This is a genomic window from Marivirga tractuosa DSM 4126 (assembly GCF_000183425.1).
Taxonomy (GTDB): domain Bacteria; phylum Bacteroidota; class Bacteroidia; order Cytophagales; family Cyclobacteriaceae; genus Marivirga; species Marivirga tractuosa.
The window spans coordinates 2805959-2832666 of record NC_014759.1; the positions used below are offsets into that span (position 1 = coordinate 2805959).

Here is a 26708-nt window from a genome sequence, read left to right on the forward strand (position 1 = left end):
TTATTGCGTAATAAAATCTCCTCTTAATTTTCTAAACCTTTTACGTGCTTCTGCCACGAAAATACTGCCAGGAAAATCTGTTAATAATTGTTGGTAATACTCCTGAGCCTTTTCTTTATTCTCAATTAATTCTTCATAGACCAAAGCCATTTCAAAAAGGGCATCATCGGTTAAAATTCCATAAGGCATATCAAAAACGATTTGACTTAGCAATTCTACAGCAATTTCATATTCCCCTTTTTCTTTGCTGAGTCTAGATTTCAACCAAAGCAATTCATCCAATATTGGATGTTCTTTATATTCTTCAATTAATGAATCAAGTGTATGATTAGCTTTTACCGTTTTATTTTGATAAAGCATCAAATCCACATCAGCATAGGCGCGAAGCGCCTTTTGCGTACTATCCAAAATGGTGTTGTTTTTAATTAATATGCTTAGATCCATTGCATCGTTAGCAATTTCCCGTCTGGTAGCATTTTTCAAAATATCAAGATGCTCCTGAGCCAATTCAAATTCACCACGGTAAAAAGAAAGCTTTGCATTCTTCAATTTTGCTTCTTCTCCTAAGTTCTCATTTTTATGACTTTTCTCCACTTGATAGTAAAGCAGAACTGATTCCCATGGTTCATCAGTAATAATATATATATCTCCTAAATTCAATTTTGCTTTGGCTATTAAATTTGGCTCTGCATTTGGGTAATTAATAATTTCATTAAGCATTTCTATTGCTTTTTCCGTTTCATCAAGATAAAGAGCATGAAGTAAAGCCTTCTGTCGATAAGCTTCCAATGTATAAGTCGATAAGCCAATTTGATCAATTAAATTCTGATAAGAAACTGTTAAATTTCTGATAGCTGCAGTGTCTATAGGAAAATGGTTTTTGATTTTCATTTCCTGAGTTTTTATTAATTGTTGCTTTGCGTGAATATAATTTTGAGAATTAGGAAAATTATCGACTACATATTTAAAAATCATTTCCGCTATATCATATTCTTCGTTTTCATACGCCAGCTGACCTATTTCCATACTGTTCTCACCTTTCAACTGATTTCTTTTATCAATTGCCCTAGCTTGAATAAAAGCCGGGTAAAAATTTTCTAACTGCAGATGCGCCCAGATTAACAAGTCTCCATACAAATCCTTGTTGTCATTCTTTTGCATATTTTCCATAACCAATGCCACAAAAGACTCCAACTCTTCTTCTTCCGTTAATGACAATTGTAGCATATTCTTGACATATCTCAAATTACCTTGTCGCTCTTGTGCATAAGTCAAGTATTCTCTCACCATTTTGTCTTTTTGGTTATTATATCGATATAGTGTAGCCAATTGAATGGCAAATGCATTTGGATCTCGCATTCTTTCCCTTGCAGATAAATACAATCTCTCTGCATAGCTCCTGTGCTGTTTATTAATAAAAAATTGAGCCGCTGATCTGAGATAACCTAAATTTTGTAAGACTTTTTGCTCCACATCTTTGTATTGCTTTTCTGCTGTGGAACTATCATTAACTGTTATGTAATAATCAATTAAATCCACATCATATTTGATATTATTGGGAGACCAGCGCCTAATTTTCTTTAAATATTTTTCTGTCTCATCATTAAGTTGCTTTGTATATAAAATCTCTAAATAATTATTGTGAATAAAAGAGATGTTCTGGGGTTCATCGGCCAGTTCCCTGTAAATACTTATTGCCTTATTCAAATCGCCTTCCTGATAATATGCATTAGCCAAAGAGATTTGTTGATTACTTTGAGGTAAAGCAATTACAGCGACAAAATAAAAACATGTGAAAAATAATATTCTCATTTCAATTCATTTAGATATCCACTTTCTCCACACACATAATATTATATTATTTATTTATATATAAACTATTATATATTGTTAAGGCTGTGGATATGTGGATAAAACATTAAATTTTGACTTACAGTTTAGTATTCTTTATTATATGTGTATTACTTTGCTATTTATTAACTTATAATCAATTGAAGTTTAATGAATTAACACTTTATCGTTTTGATGTGAATAAGTTCTGCATCTAAATTTGTTTGAGTATTTGTGTGGATTAAATTGTCGATATATTAAAGTTATCCTAAGTTATACTCACACTTTTGGAATTTAGCGTACTTGGCTATTGTTCCTTGTTAGTGAATGTTTATAAATCTTCATTTTCTTCACCTTCGTTAACAGTCTTATCCACACTAAAATCAAAGTTTTTGTCAATAACTTCCCAGTTAGCTTTAACGGTAATTACTTCTTCTAAGTAATATATGTTTTCAGCAGGAGTTAGTGTTAAAGGGTTACCTGCATCCCATTTCTGATTTCCATTCTTGTCTTCAATTAGTCTTAATCGATATGATCCAGATTCTACATAATTGAATTGAAACTTAGAGCTGTTGATTACTGTATCTTTTAATTCATACTTTTCTGTTAGCAATTGTACAATGTAATCAGACTCTAGATTTTTAATCTCCCCTTTTATGGTTCCATAATCTTCGGCTTTTTTAAATTGTATAGAGGTAGTAGATTGGTCCGTAGAATCAGATTCTATTCCTATAAATGCTCCTCTACCTGTATAAAGTTGTAAGGTATAATTACTTGTACCCGAAGTAGTATTTCCACGTGGAACACTTGCGTTTTCTGTTGTTGGCTTATTGTCGTTGCGTGTTAGTTGTCCAGTGTCTCTATTTGGCATACCATTTTTGCTGTTCCTTTCTATGTTGGAATCAGTACTGTCATTTTGGTTCTGAATAGAATCATTATAATTTTGAATGCTGTCAGATACTAATTTTAAGCTATCAATTAATTGATTTATTTCAGTTTCCTGAATAATAGTAGTCAATCGAACTTCTTTTCTATTAAAATTGAAATGTAGTTCTTCTTTGTTAAATGTTTTGATGGGTATAGTATCTATTCGTAATTGGATTGAGTCATAATTAATAGTATAAATAGGTTTGCTAAGATTGTAGGTAAATTGTTGTTGACCAGATATAGTTTTGCCATTTGGTTTGTTCTCTATTTTTATTTTATCATTAGTAATTCTACTTTCCCTGATTTTGAAAAATACTGTGTCAGTTCTAGACTGAGAAAGTGAATCTTTTACTGTAATAAATAATTGAACCGAATCGGTTTCATACTCTAAATTAGGAAAGTTTTCTTTGTATATTTTTAGGTATTGTGATGCTTCTACACCATTAGTGTAAATATGTTGATCTGGATTTTTGGGGTTAATGATTTCATAGCTAGAAAGGCCTTTGTTGTATTGCACTATAAAATCTTTACCTACTGGGCTAAATTTTTTAAGCTTAAGTGTATCTTCATTTCTTTGGTAGGTGCTGATTGCTATAGGTGGTATGCTATCAAATAGAGTGAGTGTATCGGAGTGAAATCCATATGATTCTGCTTGGGGGTTGTTGATTAGATTATCATTTTTATCTTCAAATGTGTAAAGTAAGTATTTACCGGCCTTAAGATTTTGCATCCGAAAATTGCCTTTTTCATCGGTGGTAGTAAAGTAGACTGGTTTTCCTTCTCTTAGATTGGCTGTATCAGATTTTGCATCATACAAGCCAACCAAATATCCTTTGCCGGGTTCCTGAGTCATTAGTTTGGTGATAGTACCTTCTACCTTAAGTGAGTCAAGGTATGGACCAGTGCTAAAGGCTAAAACTGGGTTTTCCCATAAGTTGCCTTCTGTTATATCAGATAGCGCCTTCCGAAAATTAAATGTATAGGTGGTAGAGTCTTCGAGCGGTTGTTTTAATTCTATAGTGAGCTCTTGTTTTTTAAGGGCTGCTTCATATTCAATATCTGCTCTCGGAGTTATGATTAGTTCTTTATTGATTTGTTCTAGTTTCATCCATTCGTTGAAAAACAGCTTAATTTCATTCCCCTTGAAATTTGTAGATTGATCTTTTGGACTAGATTCATATAAGATTGGAGCTTTTTCATCCTTTTCACCGCCTGTAGGACTTTGTACAGTTGCACAAGCATAGACAACAATTAGGATAAACGTTAAGCTTAGGTACTTTTTGATCATTTCTTGATAATGTAAATTAAACTTGAGTAATTGTTCCGATTAATATTTGCATAACGATTTGATTTATAACCAGTTATGAATGATTTAAAGAACTTATTTTTGTTATATTTATATTTATTGCTCAGTAAACTGATATAATAAGCATCCAATTTCATGGGATACACCTTTTTTACTTTAAGGCCGTGTTTTAACATAAGTGTTTTCATAGTGTCTTGGCTGAAATGATATAAATGACGAGGTACATCATAGGCAGCCCAGTCATTTTCAAATATACTTTGTTCGTAGCTTTCTATATTCGGTACTGCTATAACAATCTTTCCTTTTTCTTTTAGGATTGTTTTTAAGATCTTGATTGTATGATTGATGTTATGAATATGTTCTAAAACATGCCATAGTGTGATGATATCAAACTTCTTGTTCTTAAGATTTAGCTCTTCTATGTTTGCTTTAACCTTTGTTTTGCTTTTAGCGATGTCTCTTGCTTTTTCATTTGGTTCTAAGCCGTAAGTTTTCCAGCCATCTTCTTTCATCGTTTCAAGGAAATAGCCGGTACCACATCCATAATCTAGTAATCTGCCCTTTTTATCTTTAGCCACAGAGTTAATGAGTCTCCTTTTGGTAGCCAAGGCATATTTTCTCGCCATTTTATATAAAAAATTGATGGGAGAATTTGCTTTGTCTGAATGAGAAATATATTCTTCTGATTGATAATATTTACCTATTTCTTCTTCACTAGGTCTAGGGTTAGTAAATTGGAAATTGCAATTATCACAAATCATTATGTTAAAACTTTCCTGACTGACGGAATGATCTTTAACAACCAAATGATTTTTTAAATTCGAAGCACTACAAACTGGACACTCGTTAAGCTTTTCGTACATAATTTATCTTCCTAAATAAACCATTAAAATTGAAATATCTGCAGGTGTTACTCCACTTATTCTAGATGCTTGCCCTAATGTTTGAGGCTTTACTTTTCGAAGTTTTTCTTTTGCCTCAGATGATAAAGCAGGAATTTGACTATAATCTAATGAATCTTTGATTTTTAAGTCCTCCAGATTTTTCATCTTTTCAATCATCTGATTCTCCTTTTGAATATAACTCTCGTATTTGATATGGATTTCAGAGGCTTCTATTACCTCTTTGCTGTATCCATTGATCATTTGATTAAGTTCATCTTCTATTTGTTGTAATTCCTTAAAACTGATTTCAGGTCTTTTTAATATGCTATAGGCATTAGTTTTTTCCTTAATTGGAGATGAATTGATTTTAGACAGGTTTTCGTTAACTATATTAGGTTTGACTTTATGCGTTTTTAAGTTTTTAATAAAGGCATCAATATGTAATTGTTTTTCTTCTACATATTTCATTCTCTCATCAGAAGCTAATCCAATTTGATGACCCAATGGAGTTAAACGTACATCAGCATTGTCTTGCCTTAAAAGGATTCTATGTTCAGCTCTTGAAGTGAACATACGGTATGGTTCATCTGTTCCTTTGTTTATTAAGTCATCAATCAATACCCCAATATAAGCTTCAGACCTAGTAAGAACAAAGGGTTCCTTTTCATTTATTTTTAAGTGTGCATTGATTCCTGCCATCAATCCTTGACAAGCAGCTTCTTCATAACCAGTAGTACCATTTATCTGCCCAGCAAAATAAAGGTTTTCTACTAGTTTTGTTTCTAGCGTTGTTTTTAATTGTGTTGGAGGAAAGAAATCATATTCAATTGCATATCCTGGTCTGAACATCTTGACATTCTTAAAGCCTTCTATTTCTTTGATTGCTTTGTGCTGAATATCTTCAGGCAAGGAGGTAGAAAAGCCATTTACATATACTTCTACTGTGTCCCAACCTTCTGGCTCTACAAATATTTGATGTCTATTTCTTTCTGCAAACCTATTAATTTTATCTTCTATAGATGGACAGTACCTTGGGCCAAGTCCTTGAATGCGTCCATTAAACATAGGAGATTTCTCAAATCCTTCTTCTAATATCTCATGAACTAAGGGGTTTGTATAGGTAATGTGGCAGCTTCTTTGTCTATCTAATATTTTCGTTTCCTTAGAGAATGAGAATTTTTCAGGATGTTCATCCCCTTTCTGTTCTTCTATTTTGGTATAATCTATAGTCCGTCCATCCACTCTTGGAGGAGTTCCTGTTTTCATCCTTCCTGATTCAAACCCTAATTCTTCAAGTTGTTCAGTAATTCCTTTGGATGCTCTTTCCGCTGAACGTCCACCACCGAATTGTTTTTCCCCTATATGAATTAATCCGTTGAGAAATGTACCATTGGTTAAAACTACCGCCTTGGCTTTTATCTTAAGACCCATACTGGTTTCTATCCCTACAACTTTGTTATTTTCCACTATGATTCCGGCTACCATTTCTTGCCAGAAATCAAGATTTGGAATTCGTTCTAGTTGTAATCTCCATTCTTCAGCAAAGCGCATCCTATCATTTTGTGTTCTAGGACTCCACATTGCGGGACCTTTAGACTTGTTCAGCATCCTGAATTGGATCATTGATTTGTCTGCAATAATGCCTGAATAACCACCAAGGGCATCAATTTCTCGGACTATCTGTCCTTTGGCTACTCCACCAACTGCTGGGTTGCAAGACATTTGGGCAATTGTATTCATATTCATGGTGGCCAACAACACCTTTGAACCCATGTTTGCTGCAGCGGCTGCTGCTTCGCATCCTGCGTGACCTCCTCCTACTACTATTAAATCGTAATCTTGAAACATAATAATGTTTTATTTATTAGATGTTCCACGTGGAACACCTTGTCATTTATTGTTGAATTTATTTTAAGTGTTTCACGTGGAACACTTAAATCTTCATAATAATTCTATTGCTTTATTTTCTGCCTCTCTCATTTCCTGCCGGTCTGCCTCAGATTTGTCGTTAAATCCAATAAGGTGTAGCAATCCATGTGCCATTACTCTAGCAAGCTCCTCTTTAAAGTTTAAGTTTAAATTCTCGGCATTTTCAGTTACTCTATCTATACTAATGAAAATGTCAGATTCTATAGCATTGTTTCCTGTTGTACTTTCCTTCAGATCAAAAGTGATTATATCAGTATAAGTATCATGATCGAGAAAATCGACATTGATTTTGTGAAGAAATTTATCGGAACAAAATATGTAGTTAAGTTCATCTATTTCGTGATCATAGATTTTAGCCAGTTGTTTAAGCCAAGCTTTATGTTTCTGTAGCTTCCTTAAATCAAAATGACAGTCTTCTTTAAAAAAGTAGATGTTATTCATTAACTGATATAGAAACTTAGTTTGACCTTTTTACCTTCATCTTCAAAACTTAATTCATCACTTAATGCTTTCATTAAGAATATTCCCCTTCCGCCTGGCTTGTCAATGTTTTCAGGAGCCGTTGGATCTGGAAGCGAATTATAATCAAATCCTTTTCCTTCATCAGAAATATTGAAGACGATAGAATTGTTTTCCATATTTAGTGTGAGAAAAACGTTTTTATCTTTATTTCCTTCATTTCCATGAATGATTGCATTGTTTACAGATTCAGTTACCGCAATCATAATGTTGCCATAAATGTCATCGTCCAATTCAAACTTCTCTTTTGCATTGTCAATAAAGCTCTCAACAATTCTGATATTCTCGCTGAGAGACGGAATACTTATACTGATTTCACTCATCGTAATAGGTTTTCTTTAGATTTTAATCGATTATAATACTTATTAATTTCATTTTTATAGTAAGGCGAGAAATTTGGCGGCACATTTCTTAGCTGCTCAATTTCTTTTTCCTTTTCTTTTATATACTCTTCAAAAGCATTAGGGATTCGCTCACGTTCATATTCTGTAGCAGTTTCTCCTTTTCTTTCATCCTTTTCTTCTTGTTCTTCTCTTGCTTTTTCTGACTCCAACAACCTAGTAACAATTTGTTGTTGTCTTTCTATTAATCTTCGATCCAGCCTTTTATTTACTAGATCTTCCTCTATCTTTTCCATTTCCTCAGAAATATCACCTGGAGCTCCTCCGTTCTCCTCACCTCCTTCTTGCCCTTCTTTTCCTAATTGCTTTTCAAGCTCCTCCATCATTTTCCTAATTTTAGCTTGCTCTCCTGCTAATTCGCCAAGCTTCTCCGAAAATTGCCTGCCTTGCTTTTGTCCTTCATTAAGCTCTTGGGTTTTTTGATTTAAGGATTTTTGCATTTCAGAAAGGCTTGGGGTTTGCTCGTTGCCTTGGGATTGTTGACCCATGCCCATTGAAGATTGCATTTGCATCTGCATCTGTTCTAATACATCGTCTAACATAAGGGCAAGGTTGTTCATTGAAGTCATGGCAAATTGCTGTTCTCCTATGGCAATCCCGTTATCTCTTTCTCGTAAGGCTTCTATACTGCTTTGCATGGCCTCATTCATTTTATCCATTTCCTTTGTTATAAAGGATTCTAGTTGAAAAACTCTTTGAGCAAGGGTAGTAAGACTGTCCTCAATGATTTTTGCATCATCTTGCATCGCTAACTGTTTTTCCGATAATGTTATAAAGCGGGGATCACTAGGATTTACTTGCTTAAAGTTGTTCATCAGTTCTTCCTGTCTGAAGGAAAGTTTTAGCAGATTATCTACAATATCTTTTAAATCGTCTATGTTTTCTTGCAGCATTTCCATTTCCATGCCCATTTGCATTGAAGAAAGCATTTCAGACATTTTTTTCATTTCCTCAGCTGATTTCTTTTGTTGCTCACTAGCCCCACTTTTATTGTTTTCCTGAATTTTTTGCAGGCTGTTTTGCTGCTGCAAGTCAATCTCAGTTTCTTGCTCTTTCGTATCTTTTAATTGGTTGGGTTGCTTTAAAGACTGATTACGTTTTTCGATTTCTCTTAAGTCCTCTTGAATTTTTTCAAATTCTTCATTAACTCTTTTTTGTTCATCTAAAGCTTTTTGCTTTTCCTCTTCAGAAGAAAACTGTTCATTGTCGGATTGATTCTGATCTGAATTAGGATCATTTAATTCTTCAGACTTATTATGATCTTTTGATTGATTTTCTTCAGCTAATTCTTTTTGCTCTTTTTCTAATTCCTTGAGGCTCTCTCCTACTTGCTTCATGTCGTACTGAATCTCCATTCTTTTAAAGAGTTCCATCATACGTTCCATTTCCTTAAGCTTGTTCTTTTCTTGTTTTTTAAGGTCTTCTACAGATTCACGGAATTCATCGGATTGGTTTTGTTCTTCCAAGAGAGATTTTATTTTTTCCATTAGCTCCTCATTCTCATCTTTGAGCATTTCCTCCATTAAGCTTTCTAATTGCTCGGATTTCTCTCTTAAGTCAGGATCATTTTTATTAAAACGATCTCTTTTTGCTTGGTTTTTTTCTAATTCTCTTTTAATTTTTTCAAGCTCCTTTTTTCTCCGCTCTTGTTCCTTAAGAATTTCTTCTAAAAGCTTTTTGTCTTCCCAGTTTAAATTTCTTTTGCCTTTAAGTATCCGCTCTAATTCTTCTAGTTTTTGATTAGTTCTTTCAGAGGCTTTAATGTTTCTATCTAGTTGATTTTCAGCACTTTGACTAGTATTTTCTATTTCTTTCTGAATCTTTGCTTCATCTGGTAATTTAAATTGATAGGTTGAACTTTTAGAAATTTTAGCCCCATTTATTCCATCATTGTCAGCAACTTGAACGTAATAATCTAAAACAGTTCCTTCTTCGTTTAGCAAAGAGTCAACTTTCCAAACTTTGAAATATTTTTGGTTTCTAACTTGAGTATTAAAGGACAATGGAATTTTTCCGGTTCCAACAATATTATTACCCTTCCTTTTGGTGTAAATCAATTGTAATCTAGAAAATCCATAATCATCACTGATCTCTCCTGCAATTGCTACTTGACTAAAATAGATACTGTCATTAATTGGATTCAAGGTTATATCAGGATACTTATCTTTAATTACTTCAACTGAATAGTCTATAATTTCATTATAATTAGCTTCAGAATTAAATAAATGCAATTTGTAATAACCGGATTGAGTTAGGTTTTTTTGCAGTCTAAAAGTATTCTCGTTAACTTTTTCAAAAGAAAGACTGTCATCAAGCAATTCAATAGTAATTCTGTCACTCGAGGCACTTTGGATTAACCATTCTGCTTTCGTTCCTTCTGGTATAATCAAATTTCCTGAGTTAATTATTCTTTCTGAAGATGTACCTACATAATCAGGATAATCCAAGCTGATGTTCATGTTCTGAATTCTCGGTTTTTCAAAAACTTTTAATTCGTATTCAGCTGATTTGAATCCAGCAGCTTCAAGCTGGAATTTCATATCTTTTTGGAGGTTTTTTAAGTTGAACTGAAAACGGCTGTTGCTTAGCTTTTCAAATTTTTGTTTGACCTCTTCTTTTTGTATGAAAAGTTCAGCAGGTAATTCCTCACCAGTTAATTCTGCCCTAATTGTGAAATTTTCTCCTTTAAAGGCCTTTAATTCTTCATTGTGTATGGAAAATTTAAATGGTGCTTTTGGAACAAAGTCTTCATTGAATTTAATGATTCTGTAGCTTCCTTCTGTAATCATGTAAGGAGCAAACATTAGCATTAAGCTTATAATAATAGCTGGAATAGCCACATAAGGTAGATAGCTAGCATTTGTTGATTTAAGACTGATACTGTCCTTGAAATTCAGTATGGATATTTTTTCGGATTTCTGAATTATACTAGCTGCAATCAAGCTGTTTTGTCGACTACTTAATTCTTTTAACTGAATGATATTCAGTAGTTTATCATCAATTTCAGGAAAATATTTTCCGATTTCTAGGGCGGCCTGTTTATCGCTCAAGGCTTTTCCGTTAGTCAACAAATGATAAATAGGAAGGAATATGTATCGTGTTACAAAATATATTAAAGTTATACCGACTACTATGAAAACAATAGTCCTGGAAATACTGCTCATTTGTAACTTATATTCAAGCCAACTAGCAGTTATAAGAACGAAAAGAAATATAGCCAAGCTGATCAATAAACCCTTTATTAGTTTGTTGACATAGTATTTCCTTTTGTACTCTTTGAGTTTTTTAAGGATTTCAGCTATATGGTAATTTTCGCTCACTTTTCTTGTAACGTGAATTTGAAAACAATGATTTCCAATATTTTATGGAATTTACGATACATCAAGTTCAACTTTAATCGGACAATGATCTGAATGTTTTACGTCTTGTAATATATCGGCTGCTTTTAACTGATTTTTTAGATTCTCTGAAATCATATGATAATCAATTCTCCATCCCTTATTCCTTTCCCTTGCAGCAGATCGATAACTCCACCAGCTATATTGATCAGGTTCTTTATTTAGATGCCTAAAACTATCTATAAACCCATCATTTAAGAAGTCGGTCATCCATTCACGCTCCTCAGGCAAAAAGCCTGAACTATTTTTATTTCTTACGGGGTCATGTATATCAATTGCTTGATGGCAAATGTTATAATCTCCACAAATTAGCAAGTTTGGAATTTCTTGCTTTAAATCTTGTATATAAGCTCGGAAATCGGACAACCATTGCATTTTGAAATCCTGCCGTGGGTCACCACTTGACCCGCTGGGCATATAAGTGTTAAGCACGGAGAAATTTTCAAAATCTGCTCTAATGACTCTGCCCTCTCTATCGTAAATATCCATATTACAACCTATTTCCACATTATTCGGTTTTACCTTCGTAAAAATACCAACTCCGCTATATCCTTTTTTCTCTGCCGAATGCCAGTAAATGTGATAGCCTAAATTCTCAAAAACTGAGAGATCTACATCCGAACGATTAGCTTTCAATTCTTGTAAGCAAAATACATCTGGCTTTTCTTCTTCGAGCCATTGGCTTAGCCCTTTTCTTTCTGCTGCCCGGATTCCATTTACGTTATAAGATATAATATTCATAATCTATAAAGATAATACAATTTTTATAAGCCGATTTCTTCTTCAAAATACTCAATTACGTGCATTTTAAGTAATTTTTCTTGTTCCAACAGGTCAAAATGAGGAAGCGGCTTTACTAATTTCCAATGTGGCCAACCTGCTTCATCCACACCTTCCAATTCATAAAAGCCTGAGAGACTTAATACTTTGCAAATTGCAATATGCATTAAGTCTTGCTTTTCCTCTTTGCTGAAAGTGTGTGGGCCTTTGCCAAGTTCTTGAACTCCAATCAAAAATAACACAGCATTCATATCTTTAGGCTTTTTGCCTAAAGCATCTTTAAGCTGAAGCCGCAATGCTTGCCATTTTCTTTCGAGTTCAAGATCTTTTTTAATCATTGCCGTTTTCTTTCAAATATTCCCAATATTCCACTGCTCTTCTTAAATGAGGAATTACAATGGTTCCCCCGATCAAATTCGCAATTGAGAAGATTTCGAAAACTTGTTCATCGTTAACACCCAATTCGTAGCATTTGCCCAAATGGTAACGAACACAATCATCGCACCTTAAGACCATGGACGAGGATAACCCTATCATTTCCTTGGTTTTTTTATCTACACTACCTTCTGCAAACGCATTGGTATCTAGATTAAATATGCGCTTGAGAATTTTATTATTGCTTCCTACAATTTTATCATTCATTTTTGCGCGATACTCGTTGAACTCTTCTACTTTATTCATATATTAACCTATCAATCAATAAATAGTAAATTAACCTGCAAAGTTAGCCGTTGTGAAGCTACGAACCCAAAACTTTTCCGTAATAGTATCAGATTTTCTATCATTATTTTTTCCTAACTACTGCGCTGCCTGTAATTTAACCCTTAGCAAGTCGGAAAATCTAGTTTGTAGCCATTGTTTAGCCTCAATTCATCAAACCCATATGCATACAGATCAACCTAATCAGTTGCACAAGCGCTTTTTTGAAATTCCTAATTTGAAATATGCCATGTCTTTTGCTTGGTTTCAAAAAGGAAGTGTGATACAAAATCTTTTACATCAGCTGAAATATGAGGGAAACGAAGCAATAGGTGTTTTGTTGGGGGAACTTTACGGTGATCAGTTATCAGACATTTATAGCGAAAAATGGGATATAATTACCGCAGTCCCCATACATATTAAAAAGCGAAGACAAAGAGGATTTAATCAAAGCCATAGAATAGCTGAAGGCCTAAGCCATAGATTATCAATTCCATTTGTTCCGTTATTAGAGAAGTCGGTACATAAAAGAAGCCAAACCAGGAAACATCGAATAGACCGATTTAGTAATGTGGAATCTACTTTTCAATTGAAGAAAGCATCCACAAGCTTAAAAGGCAAAAGAATTTTGCTTGTGGATGATGTTTTAACGACTGGTGCAACGGTACAAGCTTGTAGTGAACCCCTACAAAAAGCTGGTGCCGAAATTTCTATTGTCACAATTTCGGCTACCAAAAATTGAAGTATAAAACTATTCATTTATAGCATCTAGCATGGAAACTACATAATTACCCAAGGAATTAGCTACTATCTTTTTATACTCAGTAGAATTGGTAAAACCACCATTTTTGTTGAAGAACTCATTTATTATAGGTGCCCAATCACTATTTTTTGGCATAATAAAACCAAATTCCTCACCTGTTTTATCTCCTGCAGGATGTCTTTTTATATCTTTTGCATCTTCAATAGCTGATAAATAAGAGGAGAAGTCTAAATAGGTAAAGTAATTATCACTTTGATTCACTTTTTCATAACATTCTTGAAATGAATTAACAGATTCAATTGTCAAGACAGGAAACGAGCTATCTTTCAGTTCTTTAGCTCTCTTTTCATGGGTAGTACCTCTTTGAACAATCATGGTCATGCCTTTGAATTCAGAAGAAATATTATCAAAATTCTGCAAGTCAGGAACAGATTTATTAGTTAGCAAAATAGATACATTAGAAAAGAATGAAGGACTAAACTGAACCTCGCTTTTTCTAGCTTGTGTTATGGTGACATCTGCCAATCCAAAAACACCACCTTTGGCATTTTGAACACTGCTATAGAATTCTGAAAAATTCACAGCATTATTGGGCTGATGAACATTCACTTGCAAATTCACATTATGGGTGCTTTCTACGTATTCCACAAATTTATCCCATATGTTGATGCATAATCCATCCAACTCATCACCATTTTTATATATAAACTTTCCTGAGTAATTGTAGGTAATGGTGACTTCCCCACTTCCTTTTGATTTTGTTTCTTTCCAACTATCACCCGATAATTGAGCATTAACTGTGAAACTTAAAAATACTGCCGAGAATAGTAATATTAAATTTTTCATATCTGTCAGATTTAATGATGATCGTTGAATATACATTATATCCAATTTACCCATTTCTAATATCAATTAAAACAGATATGGAGTCAAATTTGTTCTATAGTCTAAATACTATCATTATTTCCATACTTGGAAAAATCTAATTTTATGTAAGGTATGTAGACTTAATTATCTTTCAGAAAGACAGCAGTTCATTTTAAAAGAAGTAATCTTACCCTTGGTGTGTTATTTTTTGGAGATGGTCGAAATCACGACTCCTTTAATATAGCGTGATTTTAGAATCAAATTAGTTTAAAAGAAATTGTGGAAATCTCATGAGATTTTTATCATTACTAGTTTTAATAATCAAATATGTTTTAATAATTTACTTAAGCTTTTCCATTATTAAATCTTGATGATGGAGATAGAGCACCATGTTTTCTAGCATAATATCAGCACTTTCTTTTTGATTTACCTGATCTAGCACTTTTTCACAAACCTTATAAAGCACTTGTCTCTCACTAATTTGATGCGCACTGGCAGTTTTTTTTATGAACCCAGCAATTTCATCCTCAAGTAATGCTCCTTCGGGAAGCTTGTTCAATTTTTGAACTTCGGACTTTAATGATTCTACTTGTGCCAAAGTTGTTGGCTTTTTACTCATGTAGTCTTTATTATCGCCCTCCTCCTTGGGAGATTGACTTTTCATAAATTCATTTAAATCTTTTAAGGTGTCTTTTTTCTTAGCCATTTCAGTTAATTTAAATATGAGCGAGGATTGCTTTTGCTATTGGCAAAAATTCTTTTTCAGCTAATATAGTGCTGAAATTAGCGAATATATTTTTTGCTGGTACTTTAACTTCTAAGATCTCTGCATCCAGTTCGGATAAAGCTTCTTTGACCGTATCAATTTTGGTAGCAGAATGCACTCTATTAGGTAAAACCAAAATTTTCAACTTTTTATTTTCATTCAAAGCCGGCTTAATATCTTCAACCGTTTGATAGGTAACCAATAAATCATTGGGGGTTAAGCTGGTAGGTACAATTACCAAATCACTCTGAATACTTAGCCTTTTGATATGCTCATCAGTGGTTTTGCCGGCACTATCCACAACAATAAAGTCGAGCTTTTTAGCTTTTATCTGATCAATGTCCTCCAAAACTCGATGATCTTCAGATCCAATTATCGGAAAAACAGCTGATTCTTTTGCTCCGGTTTTGTACAATTCCATTTTTCTCAATGTATTGAGCGTATAATTGGTATCAGTTTCCAGCATCACGAGTTTATGCCCTAAACTATGCAACATGGTGGCAAAATGAATAGCGCTGGTAGTTTTTCCAGTCCCGCCTTTTCTTGAGATAAATGAAATTATTTTAGTCATAGTAAAGAATGAATATCAATAAAAATACATAGCTGTAACCCTTTTTCCAAATGTAGGTTAAATTTGCAAAAAAGATAATCATAAAAATGTATAATACAGCCGAGATTAATAAGCTTATTCAAACTAGGAGATCAATTTACCCAGCACAGTATTCGGGAGAAAGAGTGGATGATGAGATTGTTCAACAAATGCTGGAAAATGCCAACTGGGCACCCAATCATAAACACACTGAGCCTTGGCGATTTATTGTTTTTACTGACAAAGGGCTTGATCAGCTTGGTAAATTCCAGGCGGACATTTATAAGCAAGTTTCAGCAAAGAATGAAAACTTTGATGAAACTAAAATGGAGAATTTAAGAAATAAACCACTTACAGCTTCGCATGTAATTGCAATTGGTATGAAAAGGGATGAAAAACATAGTATTCCTGAAGTTGAGGAAGTTGCGGCCGTGGCTGCTGCAGTGCAAAATATGCAATTAACGGCTAGTGCTTATGGAGTAGGTTGTTACTGGGGCTCAGGTGGAATCACTTATATGGAAGAAGCCAAAAAAGCATTAGCTCTTGAGAAAGAAGATAAACTATTGGGCTTTTTGTATGTAGGAATGCCTAAAGATGGTTTTTGGCCTCAAGGTAAACGCAAACCGATCAATGATAAAATTAATTGGGTTCGAGAATAAACCACAAAGTAACAGCTAAAGCTGATTGTTTTTTTACCACAATAGACAAAAGAGAACAAAAGGACAGCTAAAGCTGTCAAAGTTTTACCACAAAGTTCCCCAAAGTGGTTCACTAAGATTCACAAAGTGACAGCTTAAACGGATTTTATTTTTGTGAATCTTAGCGTAAGTCTCTGTGCAACTTAGTGTTAGTATCTGTGTAACTCAGTGGTTAAAGAAACAATAGCCTTTGGCTATCATTTGTTTTCATTAAAGTACTTATGTTTGAGGCATGAATAGTTCAAAAGAATTCATTGCCAAGATAAAACACTTCTATTTTACGTTACTTTGTGCAACTTAGTGTAAGCCTCTGTGCAACTCAGTGGTTAAAGTACTAGTAGCCTTTGGCTACCATTTGTTTTATTGATGTTATGCTGCTTTATTTAAAATTCCGCCATTTTCGTTTAACTTTGTTTTTTTAGAATAAAACTGATTTGAAATTCAATGTCTGAAAAGATAAAAGCATTAAAAGCTGAAATATCAGCAGCAAAGGCTAAAACTCAAGAAGAGTTGGAGGCTTATAGATTAAAATTTATTAGTCGCAAAAGTGTATTAGGAGATCTTTTTGCCGACATTAAAAATATAGCTCCAGAAGATCGCAAGGCTTTTGGTCAGGAAGTAAACGAAGTAAAGCAATTAGCAGAAGAAAAATTCAAAGAGCTAATTACAGGATTGGAAAGTGCAGATACTGGAAGCAAATCTTCAGCCCCAGTAGACTTGACTCTTCCTCCCAATATTAATTTGGGAACGGTTCATCCGCTTACCTATATCCACAATCGTATAGTGGAGATTTTCCAAAAAATTGGCTTTAATGTGGCGGATGGACCAGAAATAGAGGATGATTTCCATAATTTCACTGCATTAAACTTCCCTGAAAACCATCCGGCTCGTGAAATGCAGGATACTTTCTTTATTGAAAGTAATCCTGATATTGCTTTGAGAACCCATACTTCTTCTGTGCAAATAAGAATAATGGAAAATCAAAAACCTCCATTTAGGACTTTAGCACCTGGCCGTGTATTCAGAAATGAAGCCATTTCAGCTCGTGCACATTGTTTCTTTCATCAGGTAGAAGGCTTTTTTGTGGACAAAAATGTGGGGCTAGTAGATTTGAAACAGACTTTATATTATTTCGCCAAAGAGCTTTTCGGACAAGACACTAAAGTTCGTTTCCGCCCTTCTTATTTCCCATTCACTGAGCCAAGTGCAGAAATGGATATTTCCTGTAACATCTGTAAAGGGAAAGGCTGTAATATTTGTAAATATTCTGGTTGGGTTGAAATCTTAGGCTCAGGAATGATTGACCCGAATGTGTTGGAAAATTGCGGTATTGATTCTGAAGAATATACAGGCTTTGCTTTCGGTATGGGAATTGAAAGAATTGCCATGTTGAAATTCCAGGTAAATGATTTAAGGCTGTATTCTGAAAATGATGTTAGATTCTTGAATCAGTTTAAGCATTTGAGTTAGTCAAAATCTATACTAAAAAAAGATTATGAAATTAGATGATATCAAAAGCATTGGCATTGTAGGTGCAGGTACCATGGGTTCGGGCATTGCCCAAATGAGTGCTATGGCTGGTTACCAAACTTTTATTTTCGATATTCAAGAATCCGCCTTAGATAAAGCCAAAACTGCCGTTACCAAAAATCTTGAAAAAGGAATTGAAAAAGGTAAAGTAACGACTGAGCAAAAAGAGGCTTGTATTCAAAACATTAGTTTTATATCTGACATGAATCAGTTGAAAGCTGATGTCATCATAGAAGCGGTAATTGAAAAATTGCAGGTAAAAATTGACATTTTTAGTCAGTTAGAAAAGATTAATTCTGCTAACACCATTTTAGCCACCAATACTTCTTCCATTCCCATCACTCAAATTGGTGCAGGGCTACAAAATCCTGAAAGATTGGTAGGGATGCATTTTTTCAATCCTGCCCACATTATGAAATTGGTAGAGATTATTTCTGGTGCTGCAACCAATCCTGAAATTGCTGAGACGACTAGAGCCTTGGCTGAAAAAATGGGTAAAAAAGCCGTGATGGCAAAAGATTCACCTGGTTTTATCGTTAACCGTGTGGCGCGCCATTTTTATGTCGAGTCTTTAAAAATAGCCGAAGAAAATGTAGCCGACTTCGAACAAATTGACAGATTAGTGGAAAGTTCGGGATTTAAAATGGGTCCTTTTCGGTTAATGGATTTAATAGGCGTGGATACTAACTTTTCGGTTACCAAATCTATGTTTGAATCATTCTATTATGATAGCAAATTCAGACCAAGCAGAATACAACAACAAAAAGTGGATGCCGGCCACCACGGAAGAAAAAGCGGCAAAGGGTTTTATGACTATAATTAAGAAATTATCTTTTCTATTATTTTTTCCACTGGTATTGCTTTTAGGCTGCGCAGAAGAAAACCCAGAGGTTTTTGTTGATGAACTCCCTTTACCCGATCCTTTTCAATTATCTCTAAACCTTGATTTGGTCAGTTTCCAAAGCTTGCAATTCGAAAAAAACGTGATTTTACCTGATGTTGGCTTAAATGGCGTGATTGTAGTCAAAAGAGCAGAAAATGATTACGCTGCTTTTGAAAGAACCTGCCCTTATGAGCCCGAAAAAGATTGTTCCATCATTTCCATGAATGCAGGTCAACAATATTTGGAATGTGAGTGTGGAGATTCATTTTATAACTTAAGCGGTTACCCAACGAATAGTCCTTCCCCCAGAAAACTGAGAGAATATTATACTAGCCTGTCTGGAAGGAATTTATATATCGACAATACGATTGTTAGAAGTGAGAATAGGTAGTTAACAAAGTCAAAAGTGGGTGCTTCTGGCTTTTTGATTTGACACGAGCTATGAAGCTCGCGCGAGCTCAAGGAAGAAGAGAAAAACATTTCAGACCAATCTTAATACCAATACTTGCTTGTTAATGACCCCATCGGGTTCAACTTATGGTAACTGAAAACTGACGACCAATCCCAAGCTCCGAAGGAGCGACCTTATCGCCTACAAGCTTTCAATATAACTCAAACGTTACCTTTCCTGTAAGGTCGTTCCTACAGAACTTTTTGGGACTATATTGTTTGTAGTTACCATAGGGTCGTTCCTCTGGAACTTAGAGAGATTAATTGATAGATTTTAATTTCTTGCTCAGATTCGCGCCTTTACCTTATGCTTGCTCAGTATTAGATGTTTTTTTCAACACATTCTCAGACTGCGACCGCTTATTTTTTATCCTTTTCTCTCAAATCTCTAAGACTTAAATCACTTGTTTCAATTCTTTCCATTAATTTTAAGCTATGGAAAAAATGAACTGGCTAAAATTACTGAACCCAAATCGACTAGGACAGAGTACGAATAGCAATCAATCCTCTGCACGCTCATTTTTCGAGCAAGATTATGATAGAATTATTTTTTCTCATCCTTTCCGTAGGTTGCAGGATAAAACCCAGGTAGTTCCTTTACCCGAGGAAGATTTTGTACATACAAGGCTGACACACAGTCTGGAAGTCAGTAGTGTCGGAAGATCATTGGGTAAAAAAGTAGGAGAATCCATAGTTGATAAATACCCAGAATTAAAAGAGTCAGGTTATTCGGCTTTTGATTTCGGAGCTATTGTAGCAGCTGCTTCCTTAGCGCATGATATTGGAAACCCGCCATTCGGTCATTCAGGTGAGGATGCTATTTCAGCATTTTTCAAAAACAGTTCATTAGGTAAATGGATTCAATCTCAAGTTTCAGTAGAAGAATGGGCAGATTTAATAAACTTTGAGGGAAATGCACAAGGCTTTAGATTATTCAACAGACCTGATAACCAAGGTATAAAATTAACTTACAGCACTTTAGCGGCATTTAGCAAATATCCGCGAACTGCCCATCTTTTTGAAAAAGATGACAGCAGAAAAAGCCAGAAAAAATATGGGTTTTTCCAGACAGAAAAGCAATATTTCGAAGAACTGGCCAATGAGTTAGGTTTAATTCGCTTGTCTAACGAAATGAGTTGGGTCCGGCATCCACTTACCTTTTTAGTAGAAGCAGCTGATGATATTTGCTATCATGTAATTGATTTGGAAGATGGTTGCCGTTTGGGCTGGGTTTCATATGAACAGGCTCGTGATTTGTTAGCCAATGTTTTAGGAGACTCCTATTTGCCGGAAAAGCTAGAAAAAACAAAAGGCAAAAATGAAAAGATAGCTTATTTAAGAGCTTTATGTATCAATAAACTCATTAATGAATGTGCTGAAGTTTTCATGGAAAATGAAGAAGACATTTTGACTGGAAAGTTTGATTCGGCTTTAATGAGTAAAGTTCCTTCAAAAAGAGTTTTGAGTAATATCATAGAAGTATCCATTCAGAAAATCTACCGATCTCACTTGGTGTTGGAGACCGAAGTAGTGGGACACCGAGTTTTAGAAGGTTTGTTGGAAGAGTTTTTAGGGGCAGCCATTGCTCAAAAAGGCGTTGAAGAATCCAGTAAAAAGGATTTAACGGTTTTCAGATTATTGCCCGAAACCTATCAAGAACTAATTACCGATACGGCTAGTCTTTATGAAATCAGTTTGTTGTGTATTGATTACATTAGTGGTATGACAGATCGATATGCAATAAACCTTTACAGAAAACTAAAAGGAATAAGCCTGCCAGGAATGAAATAATCACGACCTTTTTTGAAATTTTTGATACCAATTATCCATGACAATACTATGTGGCAATGTTAAAACGGAAAGAAAAATAATGGTGAGGAAAAAGGGTGATATATTAAATTTATAATAAGAAAAAGCAAAGAGTAAAGTAGAAGCCCCAATTATGCTTATAGCAGAATAAGGAAGCAGTTCTTTAATAAATTTCTTTAAATCAAATTTCTTGCGCTGTTTTCCAAGATAAATATATTCTTGATAAAGCACTTTCAAAGAATGCCAAATAGCAAAGTAGAGAGAAAAAGCCAGCAAGGGGGGAATAGTAAAGAAGGCTAAGTGTAGAAGTAAAAATATTACAAGCTCTGTACCAAATCTATTTCTATTTTTAGCTTTACCTACTATTATAATAATCATCAAGACCACAGTAATAATGCTGCTTATAAGAAAGAAAAACATTAAATTTATTTCAGTAATTACTGAAGAAGTGGCAGAAAAATGTGAGGTTTCAGAAAAGAAGCCAATCAGTTTCTCATAATGATGATAAAACAAACCACTAATAATCGACCCACCCCACAAAAGATAAAGTGCTTTTTTGATGATGTTCTTTTCAGAGATGTTAATATCACTAAACTGTGATTGTCCGAAATGATAAAAGGAGATCAAGAAAAATAAGACTAAACTTAAATAAGGAAGTAAAATCCATAAACCAACATAAACTGCTATTAGCCCTAGATAGAAACCATAAAAACTAAATTGATCCTGTTTAGACGGCTTCTTTCTTTGCATTAAAACGTGATCAATGGCTCCATGTGGAATTCCCACAAGAAAAATCATAGCTAAGGTGATCTGCAGTTGAGTCTCAAATGAGAGGGTTTCCAACCAAGGATAAATGGAAATTAGCACTACAGTTATTGCAATATGTAAAAAATTGGTTTTTAGCATTTTGAATGATAAAACCTGAATACCGGCATTTTGTTTTTTTGCTTATTCTATTTCTTCAATCAAAATACTTTTGCCATTCCAAACCACCTCTTCCCCTACCATTTTATCAATCATCTGCTGAGCAAGAGGAGTAATGGCAGAAATCATGAAAACCTGATCTTTTTCGATTGTTATTTTTCCGTATGAGATGGAAATAAAATACAAAGCTGCTGATGTTCTAACTATTGATCCTAAACATACTTTCTGGTGCTTAATAGAGGTATTAATTTTGCTCAGGGTTTCTAATTGTTGATTTAAGACAGCCATTTGAGATTGTAATTTACCCTTTTCCTGATTCATCATTTCCCGACTCGTTTCATACTTATCTCCAGCCGAACTTTTGGTTTCAGCACCCAATGAAATTTTCAGGTTTTCCATCTCTTGCTCAATTGCTTTTATCTTGGCAATTATTTCAGCTTTACATTTACCGATTAAGGCTTTTTTTATCATCATTTTTTAATGCGTTCAAACATTGATTCTAATTTATGCCGGTTTTGCCTTAAATCCGCAAGTTGACACTCGTAACTTTTTAGGGAGAAGATATTGGGAAAACTTAATTTACCCATGGCAATAGAATAACTGATGGTGATAGGTAAGTAATTTAAAAACATGATGACTTTTTGAAAAGATTGGGTGTGTACCTTTTTAAATCCTAGCCTCGATGCTGTGTGAGGATTTATAAAGTAAGCATTTGCCTTTATTTTTAAATCGTCATTTCTTTCGTTAAAGCTATCCAATAAATTTAAAAGCCCTTCCATGTAGCTGTAGAGAATAGTCTTTTTGTTTCTGGACTCGCTCTTTTGAATGCTAAGGGTGTAGTAGTAGTCGAAAAGTGTTCCCCCGTGCAAATGAATGCTATTGTTTTTTACTGCTGATGACAAAAGTAAAGGGGAATAATAAACTATTTGGCCACTATTTCTGCCAGTAGGAACATCAATAAATGAGGCAAAAATGGAGATTACTGGCTGAATTAAAACCAACAAAACCCAAAGACTAGTGCTCCATGCCATGAATACAATCACCGCAATAATGATCAACATATTGAAAACAAATGACCATAATTTTCTTTTTTGGTCTCTTTTCGGAAGAATATAATAGCGGTGAACAACTTTCATAAACCTTTAAAACTAGTTTGCAATTATGCTATATCAAAAAGGGAGCTTTTTTAAATCTACATTGCCACCACAGAGGATTACTCCTACTTTTTTTCCTTTATATTTTTCGGCAGTTTTCATCATAGATGCAAACGGAACAGCACCCGAAGGCTCAACCACCAATTTTAAATAATTAAAAATTAAACGCATGGCCTCAATTATTTCTGCATCACTTACGGTAACAATATCAGTAATGTAATCTTGAATAATAGGAAAGTTTCGCTCTCCCACTGAAGTCCTGAGCCCGTCCGCAATGGTATTTGGGTTTTCCATTTGAATAAGTTTTCCTGCCTTCCATGATCGATAAGCATCATCGGCTCCTTGTGGTTCAGCCCCAATAATTGGTATTTTATGTCCAAAATATTGAGAAGAGAGTAATGTTCCCGCCATTAATCCACCCCCACCTATTGGTGCAAATATTGCTTTTAAGTGATCAGTATCCTCTATCATTTCTTTAGCACAGGTTGCTTGCCCTGCAATTACATCGTAGTTATCATAGGGATGAATAAAAGTAGCCCCAGTTTTTTCAATTACATCATTTAGGGTTTCTTCTCTTGCCATTAAATTGGACTCACAAAAAATAACTTCAGCACCGTATTTTTTTACCGCTTCAACTTTCACCTCAGGAGCATTTTGAGGCATTACGATGTAAGAAGGTATTTTTGCTATTTTTGCTGTTAGTGCTATAGCTTGTGCGTGATTGCCTGAGGAATGAGTGGCAACCCCTTTTTTAAGCTGCTGTTTTGTTAATGACAAAACAGCATTAGATGCGCCACGCATTTTAAAAGCCCCAACTTTTTGTAAGTTTTCACATTTAAAATATACGTTTACTCCTAACATTTCATTTAGTTGGGTTGAAGTAAATACGGGAGTGCGGTGTACATAATCATGAATTCTTTTTTCTGCAGCTAGTATATCCTCTTTTTTGGGTATTTCTTGAAGGAGCATAATGTTTAGTTTATATTATTTCGATATATTGCTTACTTATTTTATAAAATGCATTTCATAATGCAAGGATATTTTGAAAACAACACATAACTATGCAATCTAATAAGTTTCTACGATTATTTTTCTTCTTATCTATGCCTCTTTTATTTTGGGCTTGTGATAATAATGAATTGGAAGATGAACTGGAAGATGAATTTGAGTTCCAACATGTTGTAAGCTATGAATTTTTAGATTCTATATCATCAGAAGAAATATCTGCTCGGTTTGGTGAAAATAATCCTGCCAGTGGATTTATCAATTTTGATATAACTGCCCATAAGATTACTTACATGACAGAAAACTATGATGGAACAGAGGTGGAGGCTTCAGGCTTAATTTTGATTCCAATTGTAAGCGGCTCTTCTAAATTAACAAGTTTTCAACATAGTACTTTAGCAAAAGACCCAAACCCAGAGATTGATCAGGAAAGTAGAGCACCTTCTTATTTGTCAGTTGATAATGCCGAAATTCATTTGTCAGCATCTCTTTTTGCAGCAAATGGATATATGATTTCTGCTCCAGATTATATTGGTTATGGAAGTACTAAAGATATGTTTCATCCTTATGAACATGCCCAAACCACCGCAACAACAAGTTATGATATGCTTGTAGCAGCAAGAGAATATGCTGAATTCTTAGATGTAAAAATTAGAACAGATAATGATACCGAAGAAGAAGAATTATACCTTCTTGGCTATTCTCAAGGAGGAAATTCAACTATGGCTTTACATAAATATATAGAAGAAAACCATAGCGATGTATTTACAATCACTAGAAGTGCGATGGGCGCAGGTGCATATCATAAATCAGCGGTTGGAGATTATATATTCAATTATGAAGGCGATTTAGGGTTTTCCATTAGCCTCTACTTATGGGTGATGGATACTTACGATAGAGTTTACTTGCAGAGGGGAATGGATTATTATTTGCAGGAACCATATGCAAGCGAAGTAAAGAATAACGGTTATTTCGCATTAAGTAACACTAATCCACAAGAAATATTTACGGAAGAATTTATTGCTGAAGTTAATGACCCAAACAGTGAGTTTTCTTTAGCTTTAGCAGATAATGACATCCATGATTGGAAAGCAGAGGCTCCAATAAAATTGTATCATCATGAAAATGATCAATTAGTGCCCTATTTCAATTCTGTTGATGCATATAATAATATGACAGATAATGGAAGCACCGAAGTTTTATTTGAAACTTATACATTTACGAATGTAAGTCCTGAGGAAATACATGGTGCTGCGGGTGGTAACTTTTTTGCAGACGTGATTTCACTGTACTTCAGGTCTGGTATTTGAACTTACGTAGTTTGGATTTCAATCTAATATTCTAAATTGTATATAACCAAATTAAAAAATGCCTTTACCTAAAAAGAACTTTGAGGTTTTAATCGTTGACGATGATGACATGACTGTTTTTCTGCATCAGGTTTATGTAAAAGAAAATGAGTTTCACTTAGATCCAAAGAGTTTTTACAATGGTAAAGATGCAGTAGAGTACTTTGAAACTTATTTTAACGCTAGTAAGCATTACTGTGTATTATTAGATATAAATATGCCAATTTTAAATGGTTGGGAATTTATGGATCACATTATAGAAAAAGGCATGAACAAAAATGTTTCGGTTATAATTTTAACATCCTCCATTAATACTGCTGACCGCGAGAAAGCTAAGCATTATGATCTTGTAATCGATTATATTGAGAAACCGCTTTCTTCAGATTATTTAAGTCAATTAAAAACACAGGACAAAATGAAGGCATTCTTTTAGTTTGAGTTTTTTTTACTCTGTTCATCATAAAATAATTTCAGTCTAGCATTTTGTTTCACCCCTTCTTTGGCATAAATAATAAAATAATATATCCCAGTCCTTTCACAATGAGTTTTCATTAGGTTGTTTTTATCCTCAACTTCATTTAAAGGTTGCTTTTCCCGCTTAAGGTCTGTTACTTTTAATTCAAGGTTTTTATTGTCCTCCCATAGGAAATAATAGTCAGTGCCCTTTGTAAACACATAGGTATATTCTTTAAGAACAGGTAGGTCATCCGTTTTTATATCCAAGCTGTATTCTTTCAAGAAGGTCAGTGCTTTCAAATCTGTAGTTTGATTGAGATTGCTCATGGGAATTTTAATTTCTCCTTCCCGCTTTCTTTTCAGTTTTGAAAGGCTAATACAACTGCCATCAGGGTTTTTAGAATACAATACAAGTTTATAGTTACCGCTTTGATGCTTATCCAAAGAAATAAGTAATTCTCCTTTTTCTTCTAGTTCAATCGTTTCAATTTCAATTTCAGTATTGTCCCAGTCAAAAACCTTGTATTTTAAAGAAGCATCTGGATTAACTTTCTTTATCACAAAGTATTGTGGATTTTTAGAGGAAGACGTAAATCTGGTTTCTTCGTAAAAGGGAATATCTTCATAAGCTTTAATTGATAAAATCAGGTTTAGATCAACCTTTAAGGAATCAGGTTCAAGAGTGGATGTAAAACTCAACAGCTGATCGGTACATTTTGTCTGGGAAAATGCAGTAATCGAATAGGTGCTTATTAGCAATAGGCGTATTAGTTTGATTGCTTTCATCATAAT

The 26708-nt window shown here is 34.2% G+C and carries 26 protein-coding genes; 8 read left to right on the forward strand and 18 right to left on the reverse strand.

Going from position 1 to position 26708, the window contains the following annotated elements:
* The 10 genes from FTRAC_RS11870 to FTRAC_RS11915 form a co-directional block, all read right to left on the reverse strand.
* Positions 1-1812 (reverse strand): tetratricopeptide repeat protein, encoded by a 1812-nt coding sequence (locus tag FTRAC_RS11870; protein ID WP_013454496.1) that lies wholly within the window; start codon positions 1810-1812, stop codon positions 1-3.
* A gap of 349 nt (positions 1813-2161) precedes the next feature.
* Positions 2162-4045: an Ig-like domain-containing domain gene (locus tag FTRAC_RS11875; protein WP_013454497.1), complete on the reverse strand. Its 1884-nt coding sequence runs from the start codon at positions 4043-4045 to the stop codon at positions 2162-2164.
* Complete coding sequence (locus FTRAC_RS11880) at positions 4042-4926, reverse strand: class I SAM-dependent methyltransferase (protein ID WP_013454498.1); 885 nt, start codon at positions 4924-4926, stop codon at positions 4042-4044. The genes FTRAC_RS11875 and FTRAC_RS11880 overlap by 4 nt, the downstream gene beginning before the upstream one ends.
* 3 nt (positions 4927-4929) lie before the next feature.
* The gene (gene mnmG / locus FTRAC_RS11885) at positions 4930-6795 is read right to left on the reverse strand and encodes a tRNA uridine-5-carboxymethylaminomethyl(34) synthesis enzyme MnmG (protein ID WP_013454499.1); all 1866 of its coding nucleotides are present in this window, start codon (positions 6793-6795) and stop codon (positions 4930-4932) included.
* Positions 6796-6888: 93 nt separating this feature from the next.
* Positions 6889-7317 (reverse strand): rRNA maturation RNase YbeY, encoded by a 429-nt coding sequence (gene ybeY, locus FTRAC_RS11890; RefSeq protein WP_013454500.1) that lies wholly within the window; start codon positions 7315-7317, stop codon positions 6889-6891.
* Positions 7317-7718 carry an ATP-binding protein gene (locus tag FTRAC_RS11895; RefSeq protein ID WP_013454501.1) on the reverse strand — a complete coding sequence of 134 codons (402 nt, stop codon included), beginning with the start codon at positions 7716-7718 and terminating at the stop codon, positions 7317-7319. The genes ybeY and FTRAC_RS11895 overlap by 1 nt, the downstream gene beginning before the upstream one ends.
* On the reverse strand, positions 7715-10960 hold the full coding sequence (locus FTRAC_RS11900) for a DUF4175 family protein (protein ID WP_148230078.1): 3246 nt from the start codon (positions 10958-10960) through the stop codon (positions 7715-7717). Before FTRAC_RS11900 ends, FTRAC_RS11895 begins: the two co-directional genes overlap by 4 nt.
* A gap of 207 nt (positions 10961-11167) precedes the next feature.
* The gene (gene xth / locus FTRAC_RS11905; protein WP_013454503.1) at positions 11168-11935 is read right to left on the reverse strand and encodes an exodeoxyribonuclease III; all 768 of its coding nucleotides are present in this window, start codon (positions 11933-11935) and stop codon (positions 11168-11170) included.
* A gap of 23 nt (positions 11936-11958) precedes the next feature.
* On the reverse strand, positions 11959-12312 hold the full coding sequence (locus tag FTRAC_RS11910) for a hypothetical protein (RefSeq protein ID WP_013454504.1): 354 nt from the start codon (positions 12310-12312) through the stop codon (positions 11959-11961).
* Positions 12305-12655 carry a carboxymuconolactone decarboxylase family protein gene (locus tag FTRAC_RS11915; RefSeq protein WP_013454505.1) on the reverse strand — a complete coding sequence of 117 codons (351 nt, stop codon included), beginning with the start codon at positions 12653-12655 and terminating at the stop codon, positions 12305-12307. The genes FTRAC_RS11910 and FTRAC_RS11915 overlap by 8 nt, the downstream gene beginning before the upstream one ends.
* A 202-nt stretch (positions 12656-12857) precedes the next feature.
* Between FTRAC_RS11915 and FTRAC_RS11920 the strand changes: the two genes are divergently transcribed.
* Positions 12858-13415: a ComF family protein gene (locus FTRAC_RS11920; protein ID WP_049784123.1), complete on the forward strand. Its 558-nt coding sequence runs from the start codon at positions 12858-12860 to the stop codon at positions 13413-13415.
* A 9-nt stretch (positions 13416-13424) separates the two neighbouring features.
* Here the strand turns inward: FTRAC_RS11920 and FTRAC_RS11925 are convergent, their stop codons facing one another.
* The 3 genes from FTRAC_RS11925 to FTRAC_RS11935 all read right to left on the reverse strand — a co-directional run bounded on the left by FTRAC_RS11925 (position 13425) and on the right by FTRAC_RS11935 (position 15640).
* Positions 13425-14282, reverse strand: a complete 858-nt coding sequence (locus tag FTRAC_RS11925) for a substrate-binding periplasmic protein (protein ID WP_041650668.1) — start codon at positions 14280-14282, stop codon at positions 13425-13427.
* Between the two features lie 361 nt (positions 14283-14643).
* The gene (locus tag FTRAC_RS11930; RefSeq protein WP_013454508.1) at positions 14644-15009 is read right to left on the reverse strand and encodes a hypothetical protein; all 366 of its coding nucleotides are present in this window, start codon (positions 15007-15009) and stop codon (positions 14644-14646) included.
* A 10-nt stretch (positions 15010-15019) separates the two neighbouring features.
* The gene (locus FTRAC_RS11935; protein WP_013454509.1) at positions 15020-15640 is read right to left on the reverse strand and encodes a ParA family protein; all 621 of its coding nucleotides are present in this window, start codon (positions 15638-15640) and stop codon (positions 15020-15022) included.
* Positions 15641-15726: 86 nt separating this feature from the next.
* Between FTRAC_RS11935 and FTRAC_RS11940 the strand changes: the two genes are divergently transcribed.
* The 5 genes from FTRAC_RS11940 to FTRAC_RS11960 all read left to right on the forward strand — a co-directional run bounded on the left by FTRAC_RS11940 (position 15727) and on the right by FTRAC_RS11960 (position 21010).
* Entirely contained in the window at positions 15727-16317 is a 591-nt protein-coding gene (locus FTRAC_RS11940) for a nitroreductase family protein (RefSeq protein ID WP_013454510.1), read from the forward strand.
* 483 nt (positions 16318-16800) lie between these two features.
* Complete coding sequence (pheS, locus tag FTRAC_RS11945; protein ID WP_013454511.1) at positions 16801-17826, forward strand: phenylalanine--tRNA ligase subunit alpha; 1026 nt, start codon at positions 16801-16803, stop codon at positions 17824-17826.
* A 25-nt stretch (positions 17827-17851) separates the two neighbouring features.
* Complete coding sequence (locus FTRAC_RS11950) at positions 17852-18709, forward strand: 3-hydroxyacyl-CoA dehydrogenase NAD-binding domain-containing protein (RefSeq protein ID WP_013454512.1); 858 nt, start codon at positions 17852-17854, stop codon at positions 18707-18709.
* A complete protein-coding gene (locus tag FTRAC_RS11955) occupies positions 18696-19160 on the forward strand; it encodes a hypothetical protein (RefSeq protein WP_013454513.1) in 465 nt (154 codons plus the stop codon). Before FTRAC_RS11950 ends, FTRAC_RS11955 begins: the two co-directional genes overlap by 14 nt.
* Positions 19161-19654: 494 nt before the next feature.
* Positions 19655-21010, forward strand: a complete 1356-nt coding sequence (locus tag FTRAC_RS11960; protein WP_316928227.1) for a deoxyguanosinetriphosphate triphosphohydrolase — start codon at positions 19655-19657, stop codon at positions 21008-21010.
* On the opposite strand, the gene FTRAC_RS11965 is transcribed toward FTRAC_RS11960, so the two are convergent.
* From FTRAC_RS11965 to FTRAC_RS11980, 4 genes are read right to left on the reverse strand one after another with little or no spacing between them, the layout of a single operon-like run.
* The gene (locus FTRAC_RS11965; protein ID WP_013454515.1) at positions 21011-21934 is read right to left on the reverse strand and encodes a Brp/Blh family beta-carotene 15,15'-dioxygenase; all 924 of its coding nucleotides are present in this window, start codon (positions 21932-21934) and stop codon (positions 21011-21013) included. It lies immediately after the preceding gene.
* A 42-nt stretch (positions 21935-21976) separates the two neighbouring features.
* Positions 21977-22426 (reverse strand): hypothetical protein, encoded by a 450-nt coding sequence (locus FTRAC_RS11970; protein WP_041649803.1) that lies wholly within the window; start codon positions 22424-22426, stop codon positions 21977-21979.
* Positions 22423-23088, reverse strand: coding sequence for a hypothetical protein (locus tag FTRAC_RS11975; protein ID WP_013454517.1), 666 nt, complete (start codon positions 23086-23088; stop codon positions 22423-22425). The genes FTRAC_RS11970 and FTRAC_RS11975 overlap by 4 nt, the downstream gene beginning before the upstream one ends.
* A gap of 33 nt (positions 23089-23121) precedes the next feature.
* Positions 23122-24075: a threonine ammonia-lyase gene (locus FTRAC_RS11980; RefSeq protein WP_013454518.1), complete on the reverse strand. Its 954-nt coding sequence runs from the start codon at positions 24073-24075 to the stop codon at positions 23122-23124.
* Positions 24076-24167: 92 nt separating this feature from the next.
* On the opposite strand from FTRAC_RS11980, the gene FTRAC_RS11985 reads away from it, so the two are divergent.
* Both FTRAC_RS11985 and FTRAC_RS11990 read left to right on the forward strand, forming a co-directional pair.
* Positions 24168-25421, forward strand: coding sequence for a hypothetical protein (locus FTRAC_RS11985; RefSeq protein ID WP_013454519.1), 1254 nt, complete (start codon positions 24168-24170; stop codon positions 25419-25421).
* Positions 25422-25479: 58 nt separating this feature from the next.
* Positions 25480-25893: a response regulator gene (locus tag FTRAC_RS11990; RefSeq protein WP_013454520.1), complete on the forward strand. Its 414-nt coding sequence runs from the start codon at positions 25480-25482 to the stop codon at positions 25891-25893.
* On the opposite strand, the gene FTRAC_RS11995 is transcribed toward FTRAC_RS11990, so the two are convergent.
* Positions 25890-26705 (reverse strand): hypothetical protein, encoded by an 816-nt coding sequence (locus FTRAC_RS11995; protein WP_013454521.1) that lies wholly within the window; start codon positions 26703-26705, stop codon positions 25890-25892. The two genes, FTRAC_RS11990 and FTRAC_RS11995, sit on opposite strands and share 4 nt — an antisense overlap.
* Between the last annotated feature and the right edge of the window lie 3 nt (positions 26706-26708).